At 51.2% G+C, this 20,511-nt stretch carries 21 protein-coding genes; all 21 read left to right on the top strand.

The features are described 5' to 3' along the window. The first annotated feature begins 12 nt into the window (after window positions 1–12). Window positions 13–933 carry a Ppx/GppA family phosphatase gene (locus EKM73_RS07450; protein WP_125701341.1) on the top strand — a complete coding sequence of 307 codons (921 nt, stop codon included), beginning with the start codon at window positions 13–15 and terminating at the stop codon, window positions 931–933. A 12-nt stretch (window positions 934–945) separates the two neighbouring features. Further along, window positions 946–2,208 carry a hydroxymethylglutaryl-CoA reductase, degradative gene (locus EKM73_RS07445; protein ID WP_125701340.1) on the top strand — a complete coding sequence of 421 codons (1,263 nt, stop codon included), beginning with the start codon at window positions 946–948 and terminating at the stop codon, window positions 2,206–2,208. A gap of 15 nt (window positions 2,209–2,223) precedes the next feature. Then, window positions 2,224–3,189, top strand: coding sequence for an IpaB/EvcA family protein (locus tag EKM73_RS07440; RefSeq protein WP_125701339.1), 966 nt, complete (start codon window positions 2,224–2,226; stop codon window positions 3,187–3,189). A 338-nt stretch (window positions 3,190–3,527) separates the two neighbouring features. Beyond that, a complete protein-coding gene (locus tag EKM73_RS07435) occupies window positions 3,528–4,226 on the top strand; it encodes an NAD-dependent protein deacylase (protein WP_125701338.1) in 699 nt (232 codons plus the stop codon). 10 nt (window positions 4,227–4,236) lie between these two features. After that, window positions 4,237–4,563 carry a hypothetical protein gene (locus tag EKM73_RS07430; protein WP_020089180.1) on the top strand — a complete coding sequence of 109 codons (327 nt, stop codon included), beginning with the start codon at window positions 4,237–4,239 and terminating at the stop codon, window positions 4,561–4,563. Window positions 4,564–4,574: 11 nt separating this feature from the next. Continuing rightward, window positions 4,575–5,423: a DUF72 domain-containing protein gene (locus EKM73_RS07425; protein WP_125701337.1), complete on the top strand. Its 849-nt coding sequence runs from the start codon at window positions 4,575–4,577 to the stop codon at window positions 5,421–5,423. Between the two features lie 206 nt (window positions 5,424–5,629). Next, window positions 5,630–7,672 carry a methionine--tRNA ligase gene (gene metG, locus EKM73_RS07420; protein ID WP_125701336.1) on the top strand — a complete coding sequence of 681 codons (2,043 nt, stop codon included), beginning with the start codon at window positions 5,630–5,632 and terminating at the stop codon, window positions 7,670–7,672. Window positions 7,673–8,560: 888 nt separating this feature from the next. After that, window positions 8,561–9,340: a TatD family hydrolase gene (locus tag EKM73_RS07415; protein ID WP_125701335.1), complete on the top strand. Its 780-nt coding sequence runs from the start codon at window positions 8,561–8,563 to the stop codon at window positions 9,338–9,340. After that, window positions 9,327–9,896, top strand: coding sequence for a ribonuclease M5 (gene rnmV / locus EKM73_RS07410; protein ID WP_125701334.1), 570 nt, complete (start codon window positions 9,327–9,329; stop codon window positions 9,894–9,896). Before EKM73_RS07415 ends, rnmV begins: the two co-directional genes overlap by 14 nt. Then, window positions 9,889–10,779 (top strand): 16S rRNA (adenine(1518)-N(6)/adenine(1519)-N(6))-dimethyltransferase RsmA, encoded by an 891-nt coding sequence (rsmA, locus tag EKM73_RS07405; protein ID WP_125701333.1) that lies wholly within the window; start codon window positions 9,889–9,891, stop codon window positions 10,777–10,779. Before rnmV ends, rsmA begins: the two co-directional genes overlap by 8 nt. Window positions 10,780–10,877: 98 nt before the next feature. Beyond that, a complete protein-coding gene (locus EKM73_RS07400; protein WP_020089174.1) occupies window positions 10,878–11,114 on the top strand; it encodes a Veg family protein in 237 nt (78 codons plus the stop codon). A 190-nt stretch (window positions 11,115–11,304) separates the two neighbouring features. Beyond that, window positions 11,305–12,159, top strand: coding sequence for a 4-(cytidine 5'-diphospho)-2-C-methyl-D-erythritol kinase (gene ispE / locus EKM73_RS07395; RefSeq protein WP_125701332.1), 855 nt, complete (start codon window positions 11,305–11,307; stop codon window positions 12,157–12,159). 19 nt (window positions 12,160–12,178) lie between these two features. After that, a complete protein-coding gene (locus EKM73_RS07390) occupies window positions 12,179–12,760 on the top strand; it encodes a uracil-DNA glycosylase family protein (RefSeq protein ID WP_125701331.1) in 582 nt (193 codons plus the stop codon). Between the two features lie 126 nt (window positions 12,761–12,886). After that, window positions 12,887–13,018: a hypothetical protein gene (locus EKM73_RS12955; RefSeq protein WP_263853801.1), complete on the top strand. Its 132-nt coding sequence runs from the start codon at window positions 12,887–12,889 to the stop codon at window positions 13,016–13,018. 247 nt (window positions 13,019–13,265) lie between these two features. Next, on the top strand, window positions 13,266–14,201 hold the full coding sequence (locus EKM73_RS07385; protein ID WP_125701330.1) for an alpha/beta hydrolase: 936 nt from the start codon (window positions 13,266–13,268) through the stop codon (window positions 14,199–14,201). 91 nt (window positions 14,202–14,292) lie between these two features. Next, a complete protein-coding gene (locus tag EKM73_RS07380; protein WP_125701329.1) occupies window positions 14,293–15,228 on the top strand; it encodes a metal ABC transporter solute-binding protein, Zn/Mn family in 936 nt (311 codons plus the stop codon). Then, window positions 15,228–15,926 carry a metal ABC transporter ATP-binding protein gene (locus EKM73_RS07375; RefSeq protein ID WP_125701328.1) on the top strand — a complete coding sequence of 233 codons (699 nt, stop codon included), beginning with the start codon at window positions 15,228–15,230 and terminating at the stop codon, window positions 15,924–15,926. Before EKM73_RS07380 ends, EKM73_RS07375 begins: the two co-directional genes overlap by 1 nt. Further along, entirely contained in the window at window positions 15,919–16,716 is a 798-nt protein-coding gene (locus tag EKM73_RS07370) for a metal ABC transporter permease (protein ID WP_125701327.1), read from the top strand. Before EKM73_RS07375 ends, EKM73_RS07370 begins: the two co-directional genes overlap by 8 nt. A gap of 452 nt (window positions 16,717–17,168) precedes the next feature. Beyond that, window positions 17,169–18,008, top strand: coding sequence for a pur operon repressor (gene purR, locus EKM73_RS07365; protein ID WP_125701326.1), 840 nt, complete (start codon window positions 17,169–17,171; stop codon window positions 18,006–18,008). A gap of 11 nt (window positions 18,009–18,019) precedes the next feature. Then, the gene (glmU, locus tag EKM73_RS07360) at window positions 18,020–19,399 is read left to right on the top strand and encodes a bifunctional UDP-N-acetylglucosamine diphosphorylase/glucosamine-1-phosphate N-acetyltransferase GlmU (RefSeq protein WP_125701325.1); all 1,380 of its coding nucleotides are present in this window, start codon (window positions 18,020–18,022) and stop codon (window positions 19,397–19,399) included. A gap of 83 nt (window positions 19,400–19,482) precedes the next feature. After that, entirely contained in the window at window positions 19,483–20,463 is a 981-nt protein-coding gene (locus tag EKM73_RS07355; RefSeq protein ID WP_125701324.1) for a ribose-phosphate diphosphokinase, read from the top strand. Window positions 20,464–20,511: the final 48 nt, after the last annotated feature.

Below are 20,511 nucleotides of genomic sequence, written 5' to 3'. Positions count from 1 at the left end.
GGAGGAGAGTCTATGCAAAACTTAGCCATTGTTGATCTCGGATCGAATTCGGTCCGCATGGCCGTTAACGAACTCCACGACGACGGCACCTATCGCGAGGTCAATCGCGTCAAGGTGGACAGTCGGCTGTCGGAGGGCATGGGCCCCGAGAAAATTCTGCAACCGAAGGCAATGGATCGTACAATCAGTGCGTTGAAGTCGTTTCGACCGTATTACGAACAATTGCCGAACCTTGTCGTCAGAGGGATTGCCACGGCGGCGGTCCGTCAGGCGCGTAACCGGGATGAATTTCTCAAACGCGTCGCGGTGGCGACCGACATTGACCTCGAAGTGTTGTCCGGCGACCAGGAAGCCTATTACGACTATCTGGGAGCCGTGAATCGACTGAAAGTCAAAGACTGTCTGCTTCTAGATACCGGTGGTGCCAGTTGTGAACTGGTCCACGTCAAGGATGGCCGCGATGCCAACTTGATCAGCGTGCCGTTTGGGGCCGTCAACCTGTCCGAACAATTTCGGCTGGATGACCGTGTCCGAGCGGTGGATCTATTCTCCGCGCAAGTCTTCTTGCGTGAACGGCTCCGCGATATTTGGTGGCTGAACGATGCCAAGCACTTACCGTTGGTGTTGTTGGGCGGCGCTAACCGGACGCTGGCCCGCATGAATCGTCAGCAGCAAAAGATTTTGCACGTGGAGGATATCCACGGCTACCGTTTGACCACTGAGCAAGTCATGAAAACCTTTGAGCGCCTGTTGCGGGTGCCGTTGGGCGAACGAAAACGTATCTCCGGCCTAGAACTAGACCGCGCCGATATTATTATCGGTGGGATGTTGCCATTGGTAACACTTTTACAGATGTTGGACTCCGATCGGGTTGTTTTCTCCGAGAGTGGGGTCCGCGAAGGCATTATTTCCGAATATCTCAGTCAACGCTAGGAGGAATGTCTTATGGCACAAACACCATTCTACCGGCTACCCTATGGGGCCCGGCGCGACTTGTTGGCTCAGCAGAGTCATTTAACGGTTCAGCAATTGGCGAAGATTGCCGCCAGACAGCGGTCAGCCGATGCTGATTTGATTGAAAATTACCTCACGACTTACGGCCTCCCTGAAGGGGTCGCCGTCAATCTCCGGGTCAATGGTCAGACCATTGCGGTGCCAATGGTGACAGAGGAACCCTCCGTCATCGCTGCCGCCAGCAATGGGGGCCGATTATTGACCAGTGAACGGGGGATTACCACCAAAGTCGAGCGACGTGAAGTCATGGGCCAAATCGTCCTGAGTCATGTCGCCGATCGTACCGGGGTCAAAGCCTGGTTGACCGCCCATCAAGACGAGCTCTTGAAAGTGGCCAACGAGGTTCATCCCTCGTTGATCGGTCACGGGGGTGGGGCCCGTTCACTGCGGATTCGGTGCATCCCCCCTTACTGGATGTCGTTGGACCTGTTCATCGATGTCGGTGAGGCAATGGGCGCTAATCTGGTCAACACAATCTGTGAGGCCGTTGCGAATTATTTAAAGGAACATTTAACCGTCAACGTTTTGATGAGTATCTTAAGTAACTATGCGACCCACAGCCTGGTGACCGCCGAAGTGGCGGTGCCGGTTGACCAATTGGCGACAAAAACCATTGATGGCGCGACCGTTGGGCAACGGATCTGTGATGCCAGTGACTTTGCCGAGCACGATCCATACCGAGCGGTGACCCACAACAAGGGCATCATGAACGGTATCGATGCGGTTGTTCTGGCGATGGGCAACGACTGGCGCGCCGTGGAAAGTGGTGCGCACGCCTATGCGAGTCGTCACGGCAGCTATCAGAGTCTCAGTCGTTGGTGGCTGGAAGACACGACGTTACACGGTGAGCTGACCTTGCCGTTAGCGTTGGGTTACGTTGGTGGTGCCACGCGGGTCTTTCCGCTAGTGGTCATCAACCAACAGATTGCCCAGATCACCTCGGCCCGTGAATTGATGGGCGTGACGGCCGCGGTGGGGTTGGCCCAGAATTTGGCAGCCCTCCGTGCGTTAGTGACCGATGGGATTCAGCACGGACACATGCAACTACAACTAAAATCACTCGCGCTGTCGGTTGGCGCGACGCCGGGAGAAGTTCCGGCGGTGGTGGGCCGACTTCGCGACAACACACAACCGACGACGGCACAGGCCAAAGCGGCCCTGCTAGCCGTGCGCCAAGCAAATTTAGAGAAATAGGTGACAATTTAAATTATGAAAGCAAAAGATGTTCAACTTAACGAGGCGGTCCAGGGCTTATTGAACCAGGTCAACGCCATTTATCCTGGTAAAGTCGAAGTCCAATTCATTGGTGAACTCCAAGCCGGTTACGTGCGGCACGACCAAGCCCAACAGATGCAAATGGGTAAGGATATTGCCATTCAAGTGGCCGATTTGACGGCGCCTAACTACACGGCTTCGCACGAATTACTTCACTTGTTGATGATTCTCTCTGGGTTCCCTCAAGTCTTCTTCTCCTTGACCACCGGGCAGCCGAAGCTTGATGAACAGTTGATGATCATGGGCACCGAACTCTACGATATCGTGAGTCACTTCGTCGTGGTCAGCGAACAACAGAAGCACGGCCTGATTACGCCAGAAATCAAGGACCTCTACTTAGCTGGTGTGAAAGCCACCATCAAGCCAGAACCAACGCCCGTTGATGATGAAATGACGCTACGGACGTTGACGTTACTGGATGCGTTGGTCTTCTTTGGCCCAGATGATGAAAAGGTGATGGCGGACTTCGAAAAGGATTACCCAATCAGTTTGGCTGCGGCCAAGAAGCTGTATGCGGTGATTACAGTCAAACCAGTTGATTCACCATTTACCTTACGACGAAACGTGGTCAAGTTGTTCAAGGCCTTCGATGCCCAACTAGAAGCCTGGCATTTGCCAGCACTCCACAACACCGAATTCACCACGTTGACCAGCGTTATGTCAAAACGGCAACTTGGCTTGAAGGTTAAGCAAATCTTCGAATTATATCACTCCGATATGCACGAGAAGAAAACGCAACGCCGGGCCTATGTGGGCTTCAACCGCGCCGACGAACAGAATGCGTTTGTGTTGCCATCACCAGCACCTAAGGACGACACGCCGGATTACTTCACGAAGCTCTATGACATGACGGTTGAAGAACTCTTCAACAAACTCGAAATGCCATTTATCTTGCGGTAGACTGAGCGTGGATGGTTCGCCTGTGGATCTGAGACAGGAGAATTCTGACTTCTTCCGATTGATGATAGGCGGGCAATTATAAAATCGGCGAACTGCCGTAGCCGGAGGAGGCTAGGGTGGAGCCAGCTGTGTCGGTGGCGTTAGAGCGGGTGGTTTTCCCCAATCTTACGGCACGGAACGACCTTGGAGACGGCCCCGGGTTTCAGGGGCTGGCTTCAAGGCGAGCTGAAAGCCCGTTCTTTGGCTGGAAGCGGTCCCCACAGCAGGCGTAACCCTGGCAGCCGCAGGCAAAGATAGCGACAAGTTTAGAGAATCAAGACAAGGAAAGGATGATGGGGATGGAAGCGCGCTTACAAGCGACCTTTGATCAAGCTCAGCACATTGTATTCTTAACCGGAGCGGGTGTGTCTACGCCGTCTGGGATTCCGGATTATCGGTCCAAGAACGGTCTATACACCGGCCACCGGAACGCCGAATACTATCTGAGTCACAGCTGTTTGGTACAGGAACCAGAAGTCTTTTACGATTATGTGAAGCAGAACCTGTACTATCCAGATGCCAAACCCAACGTCATTCACGAGAAACAAGCGGCCCTGACTCGGCAGAACCGGGCCACGGTCATTACCCAAAATATCGATAACCTGTACAACGTCGCGGATACCCAGCACCTGGTCGAATTTCACGGGAATCTCTATAACGTGTACTGCCAGGTCTGTGGTGCTAAGGCCGACTGGCACGACTACCTAAAGTCGCCGTACCACGATGCCGATGGTGGCTGGTTGCGGCCTGATGTTGTGCTGTACGATGAGGGCTTAAACACCACCAACGTACAACGCGCCGTGGCGGCGATGAGTCAGGCTGATTTGGTTGTCATCGTGGGAACCTCCATGCGGGTCTATCCGTTTGCTGGTCTCCTTGATTACCGCAATCAACAGGCACAGGTCGTGGTCGTTAATCAAGAACAATTAAACCTGGGCTTTACCTATGATATGGTTCAAGCCGACGCAACCGAGTTCTTCGACGCGTTGCGAGTCTGAGGGTGAGACGATGAGTCATCAAGAAGTCATTGCACAATTAAGAAAGTTAGTGCGGCGCTTACGGTGGTTGAACGTGCTTCAACTTCTTCCGGATACGTTGCTGGTCTACAGTATCATTCAGCTGGCGTTTAGCGGTCAACTGGTGACGCTCTTTAATGCGACCTTTAATCGGCGCGAGGCCATCTTGGTGACGGTCATGTTTGCCTTAATTGATATCTGTGTGACGGCGATTCGGTACAACGATCGTGTCGCTGGTAAACGGTTGATCAGTCAGCTGACGGGGCAATTGACTACGCCAGAAGTGGATTTGATCAAACGGTTTGAACGTTTAAAGTAAGAGGTGACAGGATGATTACGATTGGGCTAACGACTTGGAAGGAACATCCCGCCTTGATTGGTGGGGAGGACCGACCGGTAACGTTGAGTGAATACGCGGGGCATTTTCCAGTTGTCGAACTGGATACACCCTTCTACGGGATTCCCCGGCAGAGTACGGTGGCAAATTGGCAGGCGGCGGTGCCCGATGGCTTTCAGTATATCTTGAAGGCCAACCAGGTGATGACACGCCACGATCAACGCAGCGAGCCCGTCACCGACGAGGAGCGGGCAACGGCCTTTATCCAATTCCGTGAAGCAATTCAGCCTTTGGTCGACCATGACCAGCTGCTTACGGTTCTCTTCCAGTTTCCGCCGTACTTTAACCGGACGACCGCGAATATTCAATATTTGCGTGACGTCCGTGTTCAGATGGGGAATCTGCCGGTGGCGGTGGAATTCCGCAGTCCCAGTTGGTTTGAGGAACCGGGAATGACGGCCGATGTGACGGCGTATTTGCAATCACTAAAGATTATCAACGTCACAACCGATGAACCTCACAATCTGAACAATGGGATTCCTCTGGTCGAAACGGTCACGACCCCTGAACTGGCCGTTGTACGTTTGCATGGGCGTAACGAGCAGGGCTGGTTCAACCAGGGTGCCATCTGGCGTAAGACCCGGACGCTATACAAATACAGTGAAGAAGAGCTGCAGACGCTGGCAGATTTGGTGCGCCGGCTAGCGACACAGGCCAAGGATGTTTGCGTGATTTTCAACAACAACTCCGGCAAGGATGCGGCCCCGAATGCCATGCGTTTACAGGCCATTCTGGGCCTGCAGTGGGACAATCTGGCGCCACAACAGTTGGACCTGTTCTGATTGAATTGCTGGCGCTGAGTGTCTCCGGTCGTTGTGGCGACTCACACGATAGGTGTGCAAACGCTGAAATCAACAATTTGTCGTTTTAAAATCCCCGGGAACCGCTATGGCTCACCCGGGGTTTATGCTATACTGGATTAGAATTTAAACTGAAATTTAACCTAAAAATAAGGGAACAATTTAGAGCGAGGGAAGGCTTTTATTTTATGGCAGACAAACCAAGTTTTTATATTACCACGCCGATCTACTACCCATCTGGGCGGCTGCACATCGGGAATTCTTACACCACGATTGCGTGTGACACGGAAGCCCGTTACAAGCGGAGCAACGGTTACGACGTCTTTTTCTTAACTGGGACCGATGAACATGGTCTGAAGATTGAGGACAAGGCGAAGTCCCAAGGCCAATCACCACAAGAATACGTGGATGGCATGGCTGACGGCATCAAGCAACTCTGGAAGACGTTGGAGATCTCCAACGACAAATTCATCCGGACGACCGACAAGGAACACGTGGCGGCCGTGCAGGAAGTCTTTGAACGCCTGTTAAAGCAAGGCGACATCTACCTGGGCGAATACGAAGGCTGGTACTCTGAGGATGACGAAGAATACTTCACCGAAACGCAATTGGCCGAAGTCTACCATGATGACAACGGCAAAGTAATTGGTGGGAAGGCACCTTCTGGCCACGAAGTTTCCCTGGTCAAGGAACAGTCGTACTTCTTCAAGATGAGCAAGTATGCTGACTGGCTGCTGGACTTCTATCACAGCCACCCCCACTTCATCCAACCAGAATCTCGGATGACTGAAATGATCAACAACTTCATCAAGCCGGGTCTGGAAGACCTCGCCGTTTCTCGGACGACCTTCACTTGGGGTGTGCCCGTCAAGAGTAACCCCAAGCACGTGGTCTATGTGTGGATCGATGCGTTGCTCAACTATATCACGGCATTGGGTTACACCAGTGACGATGAAAGCTTGTTCAACAAGTTCTGGCCTGCCAATGTTCAAATGGTCGGAAAGGAAATCGTCCGTTTCCACTCCATTTACTGGCCAATCGTGTTGCACGCGCTGGGTATCAAAGCCCCAGACGAATTGTTTGCGCACGGCTGGTTATTGATGAAGGATGGCAAGATGTCCAAGTCTAAGGGGAACGTCATTTACCCTGAAACGTTAGTTGACCGATATGGCCTTGACGCCTTGCGTTACTATTTGATGCGGGCAATGCCTTACGGAAACGACGGGACCTTTACGCCCGAAGACTTCGTTGACCGGTTGAACTACGACTTGGCTAACGACCTGGGGAACCTGTTGAACCGGACCGTTGCCATGATCAACAAGTACGAAGATGGCAAGCTGCCTGAATTCAAGGCCGGCGTGACTGAGTTTGACGCGGACCTCGAAGCGACATCTGAATCCGTCATTGCCAACTACCATGACTTGATGGACAAGATGCACTTCGCCGATGCCCTTTCCGAAATCTGGAAGTTAGTTTCCCGGACGAACAAGTACATTGACGAAACGGCGCCTTGGCAATTAGCTAAGGATGACAGTAAGGCCACCGAATTGGCCGCTGTTATGGCGCACTTGGCTGCCAGCCTGCGGGTGATCGCAACCTTGATCAGCCCAGTCATGACGCATGCGCCTAAGGAAATCTTTGCCCAACTCGGCTTAGATCCAGCTACTATTGACATGGTCGACTTGAAGATGGCTGATTTACCAGCCGGCAAGCAGGTCGTTGCCAAGGGGACCCCAATCTTCCCACGGATCGATGTGAAGGAAGAAGTCGACTTCATTCAAGGCCAGATGACCAAGTCTGAAAAGACGAAGGGCCGGGCCGCAATGGCTGCCAAGGCTCAGGCACAGCAGGAAGCTGCTAAGTCCGAAGCTGAGAGTGACTCTGAATTAACCTTAAACAAGCCGGAAATTCGGTTTGATAAATTTGAAAAGATTGAACTGCGGGTCGCCGAAGTTAAAGCGGTCGATCACGTAGAAGGTGCCGACAAGCTCCTGAAGTTCCAGTTGGACGCCGGCGACCAAGGTAACCGCCAGATTCTGTCTGGGATTGCCCAATGGTATCCAGAACCACAATCACTCGTGGGTAAAAAGGTGGTCATCGTGGCCAACTTGAAGCCTCGCAAGATGCGTGGTCAGGTCAGCCAAGGGATGTTACTGTCCGCAGAACACGACGGTAAGGTCCAGTTAATCACCGTACCAAGTGAGTTGGTCAACGGTTCATCAGTCGAATAATGTTCGCATAAGCGTGGGCGGCGGGTCGATGAGACGCCAAACCCGCGTTTTTATGTCAAAAGAGTGTGGTAAAAAATTGTCGCCTACGGCAACCAGGGATTCCGCCGCTGTGGGGAACGCCTGCAGCCAAAGAGCGGGCTTCCGGCTCGGTTTGAAACCTCGCTGAGAATCGCGAGTTTCCAAACACGTCCCGCGATGTAAGGCCGGGAAGAAACAATCGCCCGGTCTAACATCGCTGTCACGGCTGACTCCATCCCTGGTTGCCTCCGGCTAGGCTAACTTTTAACCACGAGTCTCAATTGGCCGATAACTACTCGTGTGGACAGCATGGAGAGTTATCCACTTACGAACTTATCCACCGGTGCAAAAAGATATTATAAAAATTAAGAATTCCGGTAAAATGTGGACAACTTCCATCACCTATAAACGAATAGGTGCATAAGTCGGTTGATAATTCGGCGAATTGTGGATGAAATTGTTCATAAGGTCTGCGATAATGGCGGTAGGCAGTGAAATTGGTGAATAAGTGCTGATTTCGTTGTTGATAACCGCTGATTTTAAATAGTTATCCACCTGTGAACAACTATTTTATGTGTCATTTTAGTTGAATCCACTGAAGTTAGGTTCTAAATTAATCCTGTGTGAGTCGCAGGGCTGGTGAAAATGGACTCAGCCGTGGGAATTGACTTAGCGGCAGGATTCTTGCCGCTTAGCCAATTGGTGCCTTTGAAACTCGGTCCTTAGAGGTTCAAAGGCAAGTCCAGAGACCGCTCTTTGGCTCTGGGCGTCCGCCCACAGCGAACCGGTTCATTTTCACCAGCCCGGAGACGCAGGTCAGGGTAATGAAGTATCATAAGGAAAGTGTTTCACGGAAATAGGAGGATCATGATGAAAATCTTTGATTCACATACCCATTTAAATAGCGAAGAATTTATTAAAGAAGTCCCCCGTTACCTCAAACAGGCAGCGGACTTAGGCGTCGTCAAGATGGTCAACATCGGCTCCAACACGCAGTTGAACGCCGATGCCATCAAGCTGGCGCACCAGTATCCACAGCTGTACGCGGCCGTGGGCTGGCACCCTGAAGATTCTAAGAATTACGATGCGGCTGCCGAAAAGCTTATGGAAGAACAACTCGCCGACGACCGGGTCGTTGCGCTCGGCGAAATTGGCTTGGACTATCACTGGGACAGTTCGCCACAGGACGTGCAACGCAAGGTGTTTGCTCGGCAAGTTGCGATTGCTAAAGAAGTCGGGAAGCCCGTTGCCATTCATAACCGAGATGCCTTTGAAGATACCTACCGGATTCTCAAGGAGGGCGGTATCAGCGACATTGGTGGTGTTATGCACAGCTTTAACGGTGATCCCGAGTGGCTCAAGAAGTTCTTGGACCTGGGGATGCACATTTCCTATTCCGGTGTGGCCAGCTTCAAGAACGCCCACGAAGTCCACGACTCCGTACGAGCCACGCCACTCGACGTGATGATGGTCGAGACCGACGCACCGTACCTGTCACCGGAGCCCCACCGTGGGGAACAGAACGAGCCGGCCTTTACCCGTTATACGGTTGAAGCCATCGCCAAGGAACGTGACACGACGCCGGAAGAAATTGCTGCCGCCACTTACCACAACGCAGAGGAGTTTTATCAAATCAATGAAGAAGATTAAAGAAGTCCTCGTGGTGGAGGGCAAAGACGATACCAAATCAATCAACAGAGCGGTCAATGCCGATACCATCGAAACGCGGGGCTCCGCTATCGATGAGGACACACTGGCCCTTATTGAAAAGTTAGCCGATCAGCGGGGCGTGATAATTTTTACCGATCCTGATTTCTCCGGCGAAAAGATTCGTAAGATTGTAGCCGAGGCCGTACCGAATGCAAAGCACGCCTTTTTACCTAAAGCAGAGGGCCGTCCGGACAAGGCCGGCGGGTCACTCGGTGTGGAACATGCCAGTCCGGAGGCCATCCGGGCCGCGCTCGACCACGTGTATACCGAAACGACGGCAGCGCCCACGTTGATTACCCACGAAGATTTAATGGCCGCGGGCTTGATCGGCGGGGCCGGTGCCAAGGCCCGGCGTGAACAGCTCGGCGAACTCCTTCAGATTGGTTACGTGAATGGTAAGCAACTGGAGAAGCGTTTGCGGATGTTTAGCATCCAACCTGCAGACTTCGCCGCCGCAGTGCAACAGATTCGTCAAAAGGAGGATTTCCATGAATAATAGCGTACCCGAAATTGGCTCACCAGCTCGCACCAAGGCCATCCTATCCCGTTACCGGTTAGTGGCCAAGAAGAGCCTGGGACAAAACTTTCTCTCGGACTTAAATATCCTTCGCAACATCGTTAACGCTGCGGATGTGACCGATAACGACAACGTCATTGAAATCGGCCCTGGGATTGGGGCGTTGACAGAGCAGATCGCCAAGCGAGCACGGAAGGTCGTAGCCTTTGAAATTGACGAAAACCTGTTGCCAGTTCTCGACGAAACGCTGATGGATTACGACAACGTTAAGGTGATCAATCAGGATATTCTGAAGGCTAATCTGCCGGCTGTGATTAAAAATGAATTCGAACCGGGTCATCCTGTCAAAATCGTGGCTAATCTGCCTTACTACATCACGACACCAATTCTGATGGGCGTGCTGCAGAGCGGCGTGAGTTTCGATGAGATTGTGGTCATGATGCAGCGGGAAGTGGCCGATCGTTTGGTCGCTGAGCCTGGTACCAAGGCCTACGGGTCGCTCTCCGTGGTCATGCAGTACCGCGCTCACGTGGAGGTTGCCTTTGAGGTGCCGCGCACGGCCTTTATCCCACAACCGAACGTTGACTCCGCCATCATTCGGTTGACACCACGGGAACCGTTACCGGTTAAACCGTACGACGACCAAGCTTTGTACAAGTTCGTTAAGGGTTGCTTCGCGCATCGTCGCAAGACACTGTGGAACAATCTGCAAGGGATTTTTGGGAAACAACCAGAAGTTCGTGAACGGATCGAAGCGGTCTTGAAAGACGTTGGTATTTCACAACAGTTACGGCCAGAACGGCTAACCTTGGTAAATTTCATTGAATTAACCAATGCTTTTCACAATGAAGGCCTTGTGTAACCCTTTTCAATTGCGGATTCTTGCGGATTGTGGGCTAGTGTGGTATAATTTGCGTTTTTTGTGAAACCATGGTATCATGTTTCACAGAGGTGAAGTGCATGCCAACAAGTTTAGCGAACATTAAGAACAAACTGGACGAGCGCATTGGTGAAAAGCTAATGGTGATCGCACAGGCCGGGCGTAAGAAGACAACAGAACGGCATGGAATTCTTCGAGAAACCTATCCAGCTGTATTCGTTGTGGATTTAGACCAGGACGAAAATTCGTTTGAACGGGTTTCATATAGCTATACCGATATTTTAACCAAAAACATCGAAGTCGACTTTGATGAATAGATAATTGGGCCAGTAAGGCCTTTTTATTTTGGAAAAAAATGAGAATGAGGGGTTCGCAGGCGCCAGCTGATTAGGAATTAGCGTGGGGCTTGGAGAACCCTTTTTATTTTGGCGGTAACCATAGTATAATAGGCTTAATCAGATTCAGGAGAACGGTAGGCAGTGGCCTATCTGGAATTAAGGTGAGCTCATGCAACTGATTGAAAAGGCGCCTGCCAAGATAAACCTCGGGCTCGACACCCCGTACCATCATCAGGATGGTGCGGAGGAGTGGAATATGGTCATGACGTCCGTGGACTTGGCTGACTATGTCGAAATTCAAACGTTAACCAAACATAAACGCATCCGGGTTGCCTCGGATAGTGGCTTTTTGCCAAATGATCAGCGAAACTTGGCCTATCAGGCCGCCCATTTACTCCAAACGACATTCAACGTGGGTGAGGGGGTCAATATTCGAATCAAAAAGAATATTCCTGTCGCTGCGGGATTAGGCGGTGGGTCATCCGATGCTGCCGCCGTTTTGCGGGGGCTCAATCAATTGTGGGACCTGGGATTGAGTTGGCAGGAGCTGGCCGAACTCGGCTTGCAGATTGATTCGGATGTGCCGTACTGCGTGTACGGTCGGACGGCCCACGTACGCGGTCGCGGCGAGCGAATCACGCCGCTGTCGAAGCTACCGGCTGCGTGGGTGGTCTTGGCCAAGCCCAAGGTGAGCGTCTCCACGCCCAGCATCCTTCAGCAGATTCGTTACGATGATCTGGAACATCCGGATATCGATAGCTTATTGAAAGCGGTGCGTGATCAAGACATCGAGGAGATGTGTGCGGTTATGGGTAACGTGTTGGAGCCGTTGACGGCGCACCGGTACCCGGAGATTACGCAACTCAAACAACAGATGATGAAGTTCGGAGCCGACGTCGCTCAGATGAGTGGAACCGGACCAACCGTCTTTGGCTTGTGCAGTAAGCAATCGCGGGCCCAGCGCGTCTTTAATGGGATGAAGGGTTTCTGTCGCGAGGTGTATTTGGTACGGCCATTGCCGTAAGCCTGAGGAGGAAGCGTTGATGCAGACAGCAGCACAGATTTTTCAGGCGATTCAGGACGATCCACAGAATCAAGGCTTTACCGAACAGGGGATTCAGCCGCTCTACCACGTTGAAGCCGGAGCGGAGATTTTGCTGGTCAGTCAGGCGCCGAGTCGTCGGGCTCAGGCATCGATGACCTTCTGGGATGATGCTAGCGGAAATCGCTTGCGGGATTGGATGGGCGTGACTAAAGATCAGTTCTATCATTCGGGAAAAGTGGCTGTGTTGCCATTGGACTTCTACTATCCTGGTAAACATGCCCATGGGGGTGATCTGCCACCGCGTAAGGGGTTTGCGGACAAGTGGCACGCCCCGCTGTTGGCATTAATGCCCAACATAAAGCTGATCCTGTTGATCGGGCAGTACGCGCAGAAATACTACCTACCCCAGCGTGAGCAGACGTTGACGGCAACGGTGGCGCACTATCAGGACTATTTACCGGAGTACTTTCCATTGGTGCATCCGTCACCGCTGAACTATGGGTGGCTGCACCAGCATCCGTGGTTCTTAGACAATGTGGTGCCTGAGTTGCAGGCACGCGTCAAACAAATTATTCACTAAAATTATGAGGTGTCGAGTCAGCAAAAACGTTGACCTGACGCCTTTTTGCATATAACAAAATTTGTAAGACGTTTGGCTGGCGTTGCCCAGTGAAAACAGTCATGATAGCTAGGTGAGGTGAAGGCATTGGAGAGAGAAAATATTCCCGTAGATCCCCGGATGGTCGCCGAAGTTGGGGCTATCTTGAAGGGGCAACTGACGCAGTTGGAATTGATTCAGTTGTTATATAGTAAGCATCAAGATGAGCGGGCGAAATAGACCCCGTGTAATAGGCGAAAACCGGGATTATCTATCAGATAGAGAACATTAGCACCACAGATTATGAAAATTGCCATGAATTTCAAGCAAAGAGTGGAAAACGCTCTCATTTTTAGCTAGAGTATAGGTGATAAGCCTAAAGTGAACGTTGTGTCAGTCTGGTTTAACGTGTTCAAAGCAGAGACTAATTTTCTTGCGCGCTGAATCCGATACAACGTTGAAAATAACTAGAAATGGGGTAGTCAATATGAAAACTTGGCAAAAAATTCTGGGTGGCACCGCCGCTGCGGCTGCCGTTAGTGCTGTCAGTGTTTTGGGTGGCGCTGCGGTGGTTTACCAGGCTGCCACAAAATCCTTCAGTCGTAATCGACTTAAAACGAAGAAGCGCGCGATTGCAGAGAATACCGCGGACGATAATGCTTGGTATCTCCGGCATGATCCGGCTGAATGGACGCAGACTAGCTTAGACGGACTGATTCTGCGAGCCAGCTTGGTAGAGGCCGAGAAGCCAACGAAACGGGTAGCAATCTTGGCCCACGGCTTGGGTCACGCCCGTGAACAAATGATTCCGTTCGCCCGGGTCTTCCACAACTGGGGGTACGCCACGCTGATGCCCGATGCACGGGCTCACGGCGATAGTGAGGGGCACACGATTGGGTATGGCTGGCCCGACCGATTAGATTATACCGGCTGGATCAATCAAGTCGTTGCCAAATATGGGGATGACTGTGAGATTGTGCTAATGGGGATTTCGATGGGGGCCGCTACGGTGATGGCGACTGCTGGCGAAGACCTGCCCCACAACGTTAAGGCTGTGATTGCCGACTCGGGGTATGCGTCCGTCTTGGCGGAAGCCCGCTATCGGATTCGTCACAAATATCACTTACCCACGTATCCAATCGTACCAATTGCCGATCAGTATTCCCGGCTGGCCGAGGGCTATCGCCTATCCGATGGTAATATTGCTAACCAATTGCGACACACACACTTACCTTTATTGTTGATTCAGGGTGCCAACGACCAGACAGTTCCTGTGGAGAACTTGGACGTGCTCTACCGGGCTGCAGCGGGACCAAAGGAAAAGTACCGTGATCCTAGTGCTGCACACATTGCCACGCGGGCAACAGACCCGGTCAAGTATGATCAGCTAGTGGAAGATTTTCTGAAAAAATATGTTGATTAAGGAAGACTTAAGCGTGGTTGACAAGTTTTCATTATCTGGTAAGATATTAAACGGTAATCATTACTGTTTACATATTTAGCGGAGAAATGGGATGAGTCGATTGCAGCTTGGAAAACGAAAATTTTGGCAGCGAGGTCTCCTGACCCTACTGGCCATCTTAATGGTGGGAGTTACCCTGAGTGCATGCTCGGCGGCGCCCACCACTAAGCATGCCGACAATCAGATTCATGTGGTCGCAACCTTGGGCTTCTACGGTGAGGCGGCCAAGGCCATTCTGGGCGATCGTGGTCAGGTGACGACAGTCATTAATAGCCCTAGCATCGATGCCGAGAGCTATGAGCCAGACGTGAAGACGGCTAAGAAGGTCGCTAAGGCCGATGTGGTCATTGCGAATGGCCTGGGCTACGATAGTTGGATGGACCGGGTCGTAGCGGCTAACGATGACGCTCAGACAAAGAAGCTAACGATTGGCACCCTTATGGGCAAGAAAACGGGGGATAATCCCCACTTGTGGACGGACCCGACGACTATGGTCAAGGTGACCCGTCACTTGGTGACCCAGTTCAGTAAGCTTGAACCGAGTCATGCGGCTGAGTTCAAACGCCGGGGAACCGCCTACGAGAAACAATTAGCGGCTCTACCGCAACTTGCTAAGCAATTGGCGAAGCACAGTGATCGGCAGAAGGTCGCGGTGAGCGAACCCGTCTTTGACTTAGCATTGAGCGCAATGGGCTATCGCATCAGCGATGGTCACTTTGCACAGTCAATCGAAGAGGACAGCGATCCCACGCCGGCTGATATTACCAAGCTTCAAAATCAAATTAAACAACGTAAAATTCCCTTTTTTGTAGAGAACACGCAGAATACGAGTAAAAACGTGACGGCAATGGTCAACCTTGCCAAAAAATACGATATCCCCATCGTCAAGGTGACTGAGACGATGCCGGTCAATCAAAGCTACCGGACCTGGATGCTGAAACAGTATCAACAGGTCCAACGAATTCAAGCGAAGGAGGGACAGTCCTAATGGAAAGTGCACCCATATTAAAATTAGAACATCTCGGCGTGACTTTTCCCAATCATCCAGTATTTGACGACCTTAACCTGACGATTCGCCAGGGAGAAATGTGGAGTATCATCGGAAAAAACGGGGTCGGCAAGACGACGTTGATGCGGACCATCCTCCATCAATTGCATCCAACGCATGGAAAAATCTCGTACCTACCCAGTCAGGGTGACGTCACGATTGGCTACGTGCCACAGTTTCGGAATATCGATGCCGACTATCCGTTGACAATCAAGGACTTCGTGGGGCTGAATCTGACCGGCTGGAAGCTACCCTGGCTCTCTGCCAAGGAACGCGCTAAGGTTCAAAAGATTCTGGACCAGACTGGTCTGAAGCAGTTGGCTAAACGGCCCATCGGTCAAGCCTCGGGTGGGGAAAAGCAGAAGGCTTACCTCGCACAGGCTTTGGTGGAAGCGCCCAACTTGTTGATCCTGGACGAATCGACGGCTAGTCTGGACCCTGTGACCAAGACGGAACTACTGGATCTAGTGACGGAGCTGAATCAACGCTTGAAATTGACGGTCCTCTTTGTGACCCATGATATTCCGATGGCCCAGAAGTATACGCAACACTACTTAATGATGACGCCTGGTAAAGTGGAACAGGGGCCCATCACGAATTTGACGACTGAAAAGGTGTGGGAGGGCGAAAATGTTTAGTTATGAATTTATGCGCAACGCCTTCGCGGCCGGCACCATCATCGCCATCATCTGTGGCATCATGGGCGTCTTCGTGATTGCCCGCAACATGTCTTTCTTGACGCATACGCTCTCTGAAATTGGCTTCTCTGGGGCAGCCTTTGGGGTCTTCGCTGGCTGGGCACCGTTAAACGGGATGCTCCTGTTTACGGTGGTGAGTTCGGTTATCGTGGGGCAGCTCTCGGCGCGCTCTGAACGACGGGAAGCGGCAACCAGTGCCATCTCGGCGCTGTTCATTGGGTTAGGAATTTTGTTTCTTTCGCTGGCTAATAAGAATGCCAGTTATGCCACTAGTATCCTATTCGGGAGTGTTATTGGGATTAGTGCCAGCGACGTGCAACAGATGTTATGGCTGTCATTGCTCGTATTGATTGTGGTCTTCGTGATCTACCGGTTTCTGAAGTTTGATTCGTTCGATCACACTGGGGCCCGGGTCAAGGGGCTTTGGACCAATGCTTTGTCGATTACCTTCCTGGTTCTGCTGGCGCTGAGTGTCAGTGTGGCTGCGCAAATCGTGGGGTCACTGTTGATCTTTATCCTGCTGACGCTGCCGGCGGCTACCGCCAAGTACTTCGCTCACACAGTGGGAGGAATGATGGTCCTCGCTATTACATTGGCCCTGGTCGGCGTCTGGAGCGGCTTGGTTCTGAGCTACGTGACGAACTTCCCCGTGTCATTCTTCATCGCGGCCATCGAAGCCATCTTCTATTTCATTGCTTTAGGTTGGCAACGACTACAGACTGCAGAATAAATAATGATTGTTACATGTAGAATCAAAAGAAGATTTATTGGTTCATTGACGCGGCTAACGTTTGAGGTGAAGAGTTATGTTAGCCGCAGGCGGTAACTGTTCACTAGCAATTAATTAAATAAAAAGTGGTCTGAAGCTGCGGTGAATCAATGATTAGTGTTGGTTCGCCGCAGCTTTTGTGCATGTTGTGATGGCAATCAGTTGAAAGTGACGTGGGAAACCTATAGGCTGATAACTGGAAGTGATGGGATTGGTTAGAAACAAGGCTGGTTAATCGTAAATGGTTCAGACCTTTTCCGGCTTTCATAATCAAATAATCTCGGATTATGCTTTCATTTTGATAAAAGTTCCAAAAAATTATTAATTCTAACCGAAATGTAACGAAAAACCCGAACATTTATGCTAAAATTGGGCTTACAATTAACTCTAAAGAAATAGATGAGGTGAAGAGGTTGAAAGTCAGAAGAAGTGACCGTTTGGTCGATATGACTCGGTATTTATTAGAACGCCCGCACCAATTGGTGTCTTTGACATTTTTTGCAGCGCGGTATGAATCGGCCAAGTCTTCCATCAGTGAAGATCTGACTATTTTGAAGCGAACGCTCCAAGCTCGTGGTACCGGTCTACTGGAGACCGTCCCCGGCGCCGCTGGTGGTGCCCGGTTTATCCCTTATATTTTAAGAGAAGAAGCTGAACAATTTGTTGGTGAAATGATTACTGAATTATCCGAAGCCGACCGGTATTTGCCCGGTGGCTATGTTTATATGTCAGACATCCTGGGTCGGCCCGCAGCTTTGCGGCAAATCGGCCGGATCTTGGCGACGCAGTACTTGAACCAGTCTGTCGACGTTGTGGTGACGGTGGCGACTAAGGGAATTCCGTTAGCCGAGAGTGTTGCCAGTTATCTGAATGTGCCGTTTGTCATTGTGCGACATGACTCTCAGATTACCGAAGGCTCAACGGTGAGTGTGAACTACGTCTCCGGCTCGACCAAGCGGATCGAACGGATGGCGCTGTCCAAGCGTAGTGTGAAGCCAAATTCACGCGTGTTAATTGTTGATGATTACATGAAGGGTGGCGGGACCGTTGGTGGTTTGCGCTCTCTGGTCGATGAGTTTGATTCACAACTCGCCGGCGTGGCAGTCTTTGCCGAAGGTGATTTTGACGGCCAACGGACTGTTAGCAAGTACACCTCGTTACTGAAAATTCAGACCGCGGACGAACAGATCCGTGTGGCGCCAGGGAATTACCTGACTCAGATTTTTGGCGATGAAAATAATTCATTAAATTAGGAGATATCGGAATGAGCACGAGAAATACGATTATCCTCGCAGCCGGTAAGGGTACGCGGATGAAGTCAAAGCTGTATAAGGTTCTACACAAGGTTTGTGGCAAGGCCATGGTCGACCACGTGCTGACCCAAGTTGAAAAGACCAACATGGATAAGGTTGTCACGATTGTCGGCTACGGTGCCGATGACGTGAAAGCTACGCTAGGTGACCGGACGCAATACGCCCTGCAAGCCAAACAACTCGGGACTGGGGATGCCGTTTTACAAGCAGAACCCATTTTGAAGGATGAAGAGGGGACGACGCTGATTGTAAGTGGTGATACGCCTCTGTTCCAAGCACAGACGTTTGAAGACCTCTTCGCCTATCACGAGGCCAAGCATGCGGCCGCTACGATCTTAACGTCCGTTGCTCCGGATCCTACCGGTTACGGTCGAATTGTGCGGAACAATATCGGTATCGTGGAAAAAATCGTAGAACAAAAGGATGCTAACTCCGAAGAACAAGAAATTCACGAAATCAACACGGGAGTTTACGTGTTTGACAACAAGAAGCTCTTCGCAGCATTACACAAGACCTCTAACGACAACGCGCAAGGCGAATATTATCTGACCGACGTCGTTGAAATTTTGAAGCATGACGGGGACATCGTAGCAGCGTACAAGATGGCTGACTTCGATGAATCCATGGGGGTTAACGACCGGGTTGCTCTGGCCAACGCCACTAGGATCATGCGCGAACGGATCAACGAACAACACATGCGTGATGGTGTGACCCTGGTTGATCCCGCTACGACGTACATCGACGCCGGTGTGAAGATTGGTGCCGACACCATTATTGAACCGGGTGTTCAATTAAAGGGCAACACGGTTATCGGTGACGACTGCTACATCGGGTCTCACTCCGAATTACGGAATGCCACATTGGCTGACCACGTGACCGTGACGTCTTCCTTACTTGAAGACTCCGACATGGCCAGTGGCTCTAACATCGGGCCTAACAGTCATTTACGTCCGGAATCTCATATCGGGCCCAAAGTGCACCTCGGTAACTTTGTCGAAGTGAAGAAGGCCACGATTGGTGAGGGAACTAAGGTTGGCCATTTGACCTACGTTGGGAATGCTAAATTAGGCAAGAACATCAACGTTGGCTGTGGGGTCGTCTTCGTCAACTACGACGGTAAGAACAAGCACGAAACTGTTGTGGGTGACGATGCCTTCATCGGTTCTAACTCAAACTTAGTGGCACCACTGGATGTGGCTGATCACAGCTTTATCGCAGCGGGCTCTACCATTACCGACGCCGTCAATCAATATGACATGGCAATCGCTCGGGAACGGCAGACCAACAAGCCAAATTATTACCAGAAACTGCCTTATCGCGGTGAAGATTAAGCTGAAGGTCTTGTGTTTCGAGACCCGATAGCATAAAATTATTGTAGTGAATTCTGGCAGATAACTTGCTATTGGAGGAAATTATGGCTACGCAATATTTTGACCCTAAATTAAAGATCTTTGCGTTGAACTCCAACAAACCGTTAGCCCGTAAGATTGCTAACGAAGTTGGTGTTGAATTGGGGAAAACTTCGGTGGACCGGTTCAGCGACGGTGAAATTCGCATTAACATCGAACAGAGTGTGCGGGGCTGCCACGTCTACGTTATTCAGTCGACGTCGGCTCCCGTCAACGACAATTTGATGGAACTGTTGATCATGATCGATGCTTTGCGGCGCGCGAGTGCGGCTACCATCAACGTGGTCATTCCGTACTACGGCTATGCTCGTCAAGACCGGAAAGCCCGGTCACGGGAACCAATCACGGCGAAATTAGTGGCAAACATGTTACAAACGGCAGGCGTTACGCGGGTCTTGGCTTTAGACTTGCATGCTGCCCAAATTCAAGGGTTCTTCGACGTTCCTGTTGATCATTTGATGGGCGCACCATTGTTGGCCGATTACTTCTTGACCAACCACTTGGATGAAGATGCCGTTGTCGTTTCACCTGACCATGGTGGGGTGACGCGTGCACGAGCATTGGCTGAATTCCTGAAGGCACCGATTGCCATTATTGACAAGCGGCGGCCACGGGCCAATGTTGCGGAAATCATGAATATTATTGGGGACGTCAAGGGCAAGCGTTGTATCATGATCGATGATATGATTGATACCGCTGGGACTATTACATTGGGGTCGAAAGCCTTGATGGAAGCTGGCGCCAAGGAAGTCTACGCTAGCTGTACCCACCCGGTATTATCCGGTCCCGCAATCGAACGAATCAAGGACTCACCAATTAAGAAGTTAGTGGTGACGGACTCGATTCAATTGACTGCCGACAAGCAGATTGAAAAGATTCAACAAATTTCCGTCGGTCCCCTGATTGGCCAAGCCATCAAGCGGATTAACGAAAACCGGCCGGTCAGCCCATTGTTCAAGAACCGTTTCCGGAGTCACGAACAATAAAACAGACAAAAAAACTTGAGCGGCGCTGGGCGTTGGCTCAAGTTTTTT

Source organism: Levilactobacillus fuyuanensis (assembly GCF_003946395.1).
GTDB classification, from domain to species: domain Bacteria; phylum Bacillota; class Bacilli; order Lactobacillales; family Lactobacillaceae; genus Levilactobacillus; species Levilactobacillus fuyuanensis.
The sequence above is the reverse complement of the archived record's forward strand: the minus strand, read 5'-3'. Positions and strand labels throughout refer to the sequence as shown.

Excerpts from the sequence above, each read along its gene's own strand:
- rsmA (WP_125701333.1), top strand. The coding sequence starts at position 9,889 with ATGAATAATAGCGTACCCGAAATTGGCTCACCAGCTCGCACCAAGGCC.
- metG (WP_125701336.1), top strand. The coding sequence starts at position 5,630 with ATGGCAGACAAACCAAGTTTTTATATTACCACGCCGATCTACTACCCA.
- EKM73_RS07400 (WP_020089174.1), top strand. The coding sequence starts at position 10,878 with ATGCCAACAAGTTTAGCGAACATTAAGAACAAACTGGACGAGCGCATT.
- EKM73_RS07355 (WP_125701324.1), top strand. The coding sequence starts at position 19,483 with ATGGCTACGCAATATTTTGACCCTAAATTAAAGATCTTTGCGTTGAAC.
- EKM73_RS07425 (WP_125701337.1), top strand. The coding sequence starts at position 4,575 with ATGATTACGATTGGGCTAACGACTTGGAAGGAACATCCCGCCTTGATT.
- EKM73_RS07390 (WP_125701331.1), top strand. The coding sequence starts at position 12,179 with ATGCAGACAGCAGCACAGATTTTTCAGGCGATTCAGGACGATCCACAG.
- EKM73_RS07450 (WP_125701341.1), top strand. The coding sequence starts at position 13 with ATGCAAAACTTAGCCATTGTTGATCTCGGATCGAATTCGGTCCGCATG.
- EKM73_RS07375 (WP_125701328.1), top strand. The coding sequence starts at position 15,228 with ATGGAAAGTGCACCCATATTAAAATTAGAACATCTCGGCGTGACTTTT.
- EKM73_RS07380 (WP_125701329.1), top strand. The coding sequence starts at position 14,293 with ATGAGTCGATTGCAGCTTGGAAAACGAAAATTTTGGCAGCGAGGTCTC.
- EKM73_RS07370 (WP_125701327.1), top strand. The coding sequence starts at position 15,919 with ATGTTTAGTTATGAATTTATGCGCAACGCCTTCGCGGCCGGCACCATC.
- ispE (WP_125701332.1), top strand. The coding sequence starts at position 11,305 with ATGCAACTGATTGAAAAGGCGCCTGCCAAGATAAACCTCGGGCTCGAC.
- EKM73_RS07415 (WP_125701335.1), top strand. The coding sequence starts at position 8,561 with ATGAAAATCTTTGATTCACATACCCATTTAAATAGCGAAGAATTTATT.
- rnmV (WP_125701334.1), top strand. The coding sequence starts at position 9,327 with ATGAAGAAGATTAAAGAAGTCCTCGTGGTGGAGGGCAAAGACGATACC.
- EKM73_RS07435 (WP_125701338.1), top strand. The coding sequence starts at position 3,528 with ATGGAAGCGCGCTTACAAGCGACCTTTGATCAAGCTCAGCACATTGTA.
- EKM73_RS07430 (WP_020089180.1), top strand. The coding sequence starts at position 4,237 with ATGAGTCATCAAGAAGTCATTGCACAATTAAGAAAGTTAGTGCGGCGC.
- EKM73_RS07440 (WP_125701339.1), top strand. The coding sequence starts at position 2,224 with ATGAAAGCAAAAGATGTTCAACTTAACGAGGCGGTCCAGGGCTTATTG.
- EKM73_RS07385 (WP_125701330.1), top strand. The coding sequence starts at position 13,266 with ATGAAAACTTGGCAAAAAATTCTGGGTGGCACCGCCGCTGCGGCTGCC.
- glmU (WP_125701325.1), top strand. The coding sequence starts at position 18,020 with ATGAGCACGAGAAATACGATTATCCTCGCAGCCGGTAAGGGTACGCGG.
- EKM73_RS07445 (WP_125701340.1), top strand. The coding sequence starts at position 946 with ATGGCACAAACACCATTCTACCGGCTACCCTATGGGGCCCGGCGCGAC.